This is a genomic window from Mesorhizobium sp. Cs1321R2N1 (genome assembly GCF_037179725.1).
GTDB lineage: Bacteria > Pseudomonadota > Alphaproteobacteria > Rhizobiales > Rhizobiaceae > Mesorhizobium > Mesorhizobium salmacidum.
Map to the genome: position 1 here is coordinate 1 of NZ_JAPYKP010000236.1, position 4,948 is coordinate 4,948.

6 protein-coding genes are annotated in these 4,948 nt (G+C 60.5%); 3 read left to right on the plus strand and 3 right to left on the minus strand.

Translation table 11 applies throughout. From position 1 onward, the window contains the following. The first annotated feature begins 171 nt into the window (after positions 1 to 171). Positions 172 to 957: an LA2681 family HEPN domain-containing protein gene (locus tag O7A61_RS30935; RefSeq protein ID WP_337132982.1), complete on the plus strand. Its 786-nt coding sequence runs from the start codon at positions 172 to 174 to the stop codon at positions 955 to 957. Between the two features lie 78 nt (positions 958 to 1,035). Here O7A61_RS30935 and O7A61_RS30940 read toward each other — a convergent pair whose 3' ends face one another. Beyond that, positions 1,036 to 2,319 (minus strand): hypothetical protein, encoded by a 1,284-nt coding sequence (locus O7A61_RS30940; protein ID WP_337132983.1) that lies wholly within the window; start codon positions 2,317 to 2,319, stop codon positions 1,036 to 1,038. Positions 2,320 to 2,843: 524 nt separating this feature from the next. On the opposite strand from O7A61_RS30940, the gene O7A61_RS30945 reads away from it, so the two are divergent. After that, positions 2,844 to 3,230: a hypothetical protein gene (locus tag O7A61_RS30945; protein WP_337132984.1), complete on the plus strand. Its 387-nt coding sequence runs from the start codon at positions 2,844 to 2,846 to the stop codon at positions 3,228 to 3,230. Beyond that, positions 3,227 to 3,751 carry an RES family NAD+ phosphorylase gene (locus tag O7A61_RS30950; RefSeq protein ID WP_337132985.1) on the plus strand — a complete coding sequence of 175 codons (525 nt, stop codon included), beginning with the start codon at positions 3,227 to 3,229 and terminating at the stop codon, positions 3,749 to 3,751. Before O7A61_RS30945 ends, O7A61_RS30950 begins: the two co-directional genes overlap by 4 nt. Positions 3,752 to 3,792: 41 nt before the next feature. Here O7A61_RS30950 and scpB read toward each other — a convergent pair whose 3' ends face one another. Both scpB and O7A61_RS30960 read right to left on the minus strand, forming a co-directional pair. Beyond that, positions 3,793 to 4,491, minus strand: a complete 699-nt coding sequence (gene scpB / locus O7A61_RS30955; RefSeq protein ID WP_337132986.1) for an SMC-Scp complex subunit ScpB — start codon at positions 4,489 to 4,491, stop codon at positions 3,793 to 3,795. Positions 4,492 to 4,493: 2 nt separating this feature from the next. Then, positions 4,494 to 4,948: DUF1403 family protein (locus O7A61_RS30960; protein ID WP_337132987.1), on the minus strand; the 455-nt coding region annotated here is incomplete at its 5' end.

The window sequence follows — 4,948 nt, forward strand, 5'->3', positions numbered from 1 at the left end:
ACGCAGCGGCGTCAGACGGGCATTCTTGTGGATGTTCATTCGGACCCTCCGATCTGTACTGAAGCCTGGTAACTCCAGTCTCCTCGGTCCGGTCCGAATGGACAACCTCCCGAAAGCTCACACCTAGAGCACCGTCTCTTTCTGTGCCCCTTGAACGATCTTGGACCGCATTTGGCCGCAGCGACCGACGACCTGATGCTGCCGGCTCTAACCGAAAAATTCGGCGAACGCCCCGACGGCCATTTACCTCCTCCGATCGTCGGCATCTTCAGTCAGATGAAGCAGGAATATGCGTCCGCGCGCTTTATGCTATTCGAGGGGATGAGCAGCACGAGAGTCCATTTCTCTGACCGCGGCGTCGCGCTCACCGACACGCTTGACTATCCCTTATATTCATTGGCCAGTGAGCGGGTCCGCACGGCCTTCCGCACCGCCTATTCGCTGCTCGACAAGGTCGCCTTTCTCGTTGATCGCTACTGGGGTCTAGGCAAGGCGCCGGACAGGATCAGCTTCAAGAACGTGTGGATGGTCGAGAACAAGGCGCGCTTGCTGCCACAGTTCCAGAAGCTGGACAATCTGCCACTGCGCGGCCTCTTTTGGTTGTCGAAAGAGCTGTTTGACGATCAACTCAAGCAGACCACAGCGGCCGATGCCCGGGAGCTGCACGGCATCCGCAATGCGCTGGAGCACACCTATCTACGGGTGAGCGTGGGGTGGGCCAAGCCATTCGTGATCAACGGGACGAGCAACAATGGCTTCGGCATCGCCGTAGGAAGTGACGAACTCGAAGCCAAGGCGGTCCGCGTCATGCAGATGGCGCGATCCGCACTATTCTACATATCCTTCGCGATCGGCATCGAAGAGCGGAAGAAGCAACTTGCCAAGCCCGGCCGGCTGGCTGGCTCGATGCCGCTCTATAGTCTCGACCACAGGCGGAAGCGGCGCGATTCATTCTAAGTCTGATTGAATAGTCGCTTAGAACGGCAGCTTTCGGTCACCAGCGCCAGACAGTCAGCTTTCGCGTTCACGCAAGAACTAAGCGGATTGGAGCGGTTCGGCACCCAGCACTGATGTCTCTGTCCCCTCGGGCACAAGAAGTTGGGTAAACGACCCCAATGGGAAATCGGATGGTATCTGTGAGCGAAGCGTCCCATCCTCCTCTAGCCAATGATGGGCGACGCCCGGTAGCAGCCGTGGGTCAAGAGGTTTTAGAGCGCGCGGGTTGTGAAAGATCGAGATGCCCTCTGCCCAACTTTCCCGGTACCTAGGGTCACGGATGTTTTGGCTCAGTAGCAGCGGCTCTGCTGCATTGGAGTCTGCGTTCATCCACGTCCCCATGCGCACGATTTGCACCAACTCGGAACCGAATCCAGCCAGCGCGCCCATTCGAGCGAACTTGGAAATGGTGCCGCTGTTGGAGAAGAGGACGGCTGAGACCTGTTCGGCATCCGGCAACCTGAAGAACCCCGACTCGACCTTTTTCTCGCCCCATACATGCCATTCCAGGGGTTGCGGGGTTATTACAAGTTTTCCGTTAGCGTCGTGGACCCATTCATAGTCGTAACCGTAGAGGTAGCGCTGGAGCGCACTGCTGGTCCTGGTCATCGAAGCCGGAGACGAAAAGTCCTGAATCGCGAAGAGCAACGGTCGGTCTGCCACGTGCTCCTTCTCCCAGTACTTCTTCTTGAGCTTGCCGGTCAGCGGGCCAGCGAACTTGATCGGCATGTAGTCCTTTAGATGGGCGATCTGCTGCTCAACTGTTTCCAGCGGCGGCTCGGGAACGACATTGCCTTGCTTGTCGCGAGTGGGATTGGCAGTCACTGCCTCTACGTTGAATTCGCCGAACGGACTCGCACAGCAGAAGTCGGGAACGGCATGGATGCGCCCAATCTCGTAGCTGAGCTCTGTGAATGCGGCGAACAGGTACAATTCCCAGATGCGTGCGTCGAACCCGGTCGTCTGGAATTGCTCGATGAAGTTGCCATCCGCGTCTTCGTACCAGCGCATCATTGGTTCGATGATGCCTCGGGCAGAGGAGTAGCCCAGCGCATCACTCAAGGAAACGAACGCCGGGTTGAGGGAATGGACTTGTACGACGGGCGTGAAGAAATCCACGGGAGCGCCCCTCTCGTCAGCCTGGAAATACTCTTCGTCGGGTAAATGGGCTTGGCGCTCCATTTCGCGCCTCAAGTCGACGCGGCACCGATGAATGCTGTGGTGCCAGCCCGGAGTAGCCGATATCCAACGAAATCGACCACGCCGGTCTCGGCCGAACACCATGCCGCCGAAATCGCCGTCGGCTTTGTCGCGAACGATCATCCCCAAGACGCGCTCGTCGCTATGCTCATACCAAGCAACCTCATCGCCGATGAGGCGAGCCCTAGGGGCGCGGGCGTAGGAGGCCAGAGCATCGAATCGAAGGAGTGTTAGCGGCTTCATCTCAAAAGGGCGGGCACATGTTGGAGTGATAGACTGGTCTTCTTCTGCAGGCGTAGTCGAGCATCATAGATGGCTGAACGCAACGCTGTGGCCTCACGCTGGTGGCACCAGCGAGAATCCTGATCCCGCGGGACAAGCGCCGACTCGAGGGAAGATGCGCGATACGCCGATCGACTTCTGCGGGCGAATTACCCCCGACTTATAAGAGTTCCCTGATGTCGGCATCTGGCACGCGGCAAATCTGATCTCAACGTCCGACATTGCGAAGCATTGCTGCCGCCAGCCGGCAACCGCTAAGAGGATGAGGAAGGACCAACAGGTCGCTGGGAGGCGCCAAGCCACTGTTCACTTGCTATGCGTTAAAATGTGCATATATTGTGCTTATGAGAGGTCGGAGAATTGTCATGGCCCACACACAGCTAGCACATTCCACGGTGATCTCGGGCTTTGTCGATAGCCTGCAGGAGCCGCGCACACCCTATATCTCGCCGAAGCGCCTGTCGGAGGCGCTGGGCGTGAAGGTTGCCAATTTGGCCCAGTTGACCGGCGTCCACCGCAACACGCTCCGCAACCCGTCATCGGAGCGCCTGCAGGGCCGGATGCGCGAGATGGTGAAGGTGATCTCGGCCGCGACGGAGCTCACCGGCGACGTGGACAAGGCAATCTACTGGTATCGCAATGAACCGATCGCCGATTATGGCCATCGCACGGCTGCCGAACTTGTGGCGGACGGCCAGGTCGAAGCAGTCCTGGCCTTTATCCGGGATCTCGAGAACGGGGCGCGCGGGTGAAGCTCACCCGCGTCGGGCCGGACGAGATCTTCCATCGCTACCTGACACCCAAATGGGCCTTCATGCCCATCAGCGGTGCAGGCGCGGCGATGGACGGCGGTCGTTTCAACCGGCCCGGCATCGAAGCGCTTTACCTGTCCCGTTCGACGCAGACAGCGCTGGAGGAATACAAGCAGGGCGCCAGCATCACCCCGCCGGCAACGCTTGCCGCCTACAAGATCACGCTCGGCCAGGTGGCCGACCTTTCGCAGGGATTCGACCCGGACATCTGGGATGGCGCTTGGCAGGAATGGGATTGTGCCTGGCGCCAGGTCGCTCGCATCGACAAGAAGATCCCGCCATCGTGGAAGCTTGCGGACCTGATCATCACGGCCGGGCTTCGCGGCATCCTGTTCCCGTCGCTGCGTCACGCCGGCGGCACCAATCTGGTGATCTTTCCGGCCAATCTTGTCGACGGCGATCATGTCGCGGTTCACGATCCCGATGACCGGCTGCCGCACGACCAGTCGTCCTGGTCCTGAGTCATTGACCGTGTCTGTGGTCGCAACGCGACAACGCCCGCTCACGACACCTGCTCTTCGACGACATCGTCGTCGCCCTCCCTATTAGCCAACCCGGCCGGAATATCCCCGGCCAAAAGCTTCTCCTTCGACAACAGCCCGGCATCCTCGAGCGCCTCGAAATCCGGCAGCTGGCGCAGCGTGTCGAGCCCGAACTGCGACAGAAAGGTTTTCGTCGTCACATAGGTGTAGGGCGCGCCTTGAGTGGGGCTGCGCGGCCCCGAGGCGATGAGGTCCTGCCCGCGCAGAATGCCTATCAGATCGCGTGACACTTCCTTGCCGAAGAAGGACGACAGCTCACCACGCGTGATCGGCTGGAAATAGGCAATGCACATCAGCACGAGAGCCTCCGCCTGCGATAATTCTTTCGCCTCCTGCCCGGCAGTGCCAAATGCACTGCGGATGACGTCCCCAAAAGCCTTTTTGGTCCGGTGCTGCCAACCGCCGGCGACCGCGACCAGTTCGTAGGGGCGACCGGCGAGCTCGGTGCGGATGTCATCAATGATCAGCTCGATGTTGCAGTTTCTTCCCACCACTCGCGCGAGGACACTCCGTGTCACCGGTTCATTTGCGGCAAAGATTACAGCTTCGACGCGGCCCATCCATTCGCGCCAGCGCAGCTCCGGCGGCAGGTGGTCCAGTTCCGTGTCGAGCAGCACAGGCTGTTCGTTCGGCTTGCGACGGGCGGACGCTTCGCTCATCGCTAGAGCCCAAACAGCCGGAAGCTGGTGCGACCCGACAGCTCGCGCACGGCATCGAGCTGTTGCAGCCGTTCAAACAGGCGGCGCGCCGCAAAGCGCGACAGGTTCTTTGTCACAAGCGAGCCGGAAACGGCATCTTCATTCAGGAGCAAAAAAATCACATCGCCGGCGCCTTTGGCGCGCAGTTTTGGCGCCACCGCCAGGAGTTTTTCGGCGCGGCGCGACAGTTCGCTGGCCAGCCGGCAGGCCTCGGCCGCTGCCTGAACCAGCGCAACGCAGACCGCGGGCTCAAAGCCCTTTTCGCCCGGTCGGATGCGCTTGCCGCCGCCCTCGGTGCGGAAGGCCGGGCCAAAAGCCTGCGTCATCAACAGCGGCAGCGGCCGCGGCCAGCGCAGGCTTTGCGCCAGCACCAGGTCGGCGATCCACCAGCCAAAAAGCTCGGCGTCGGGGCGCATGG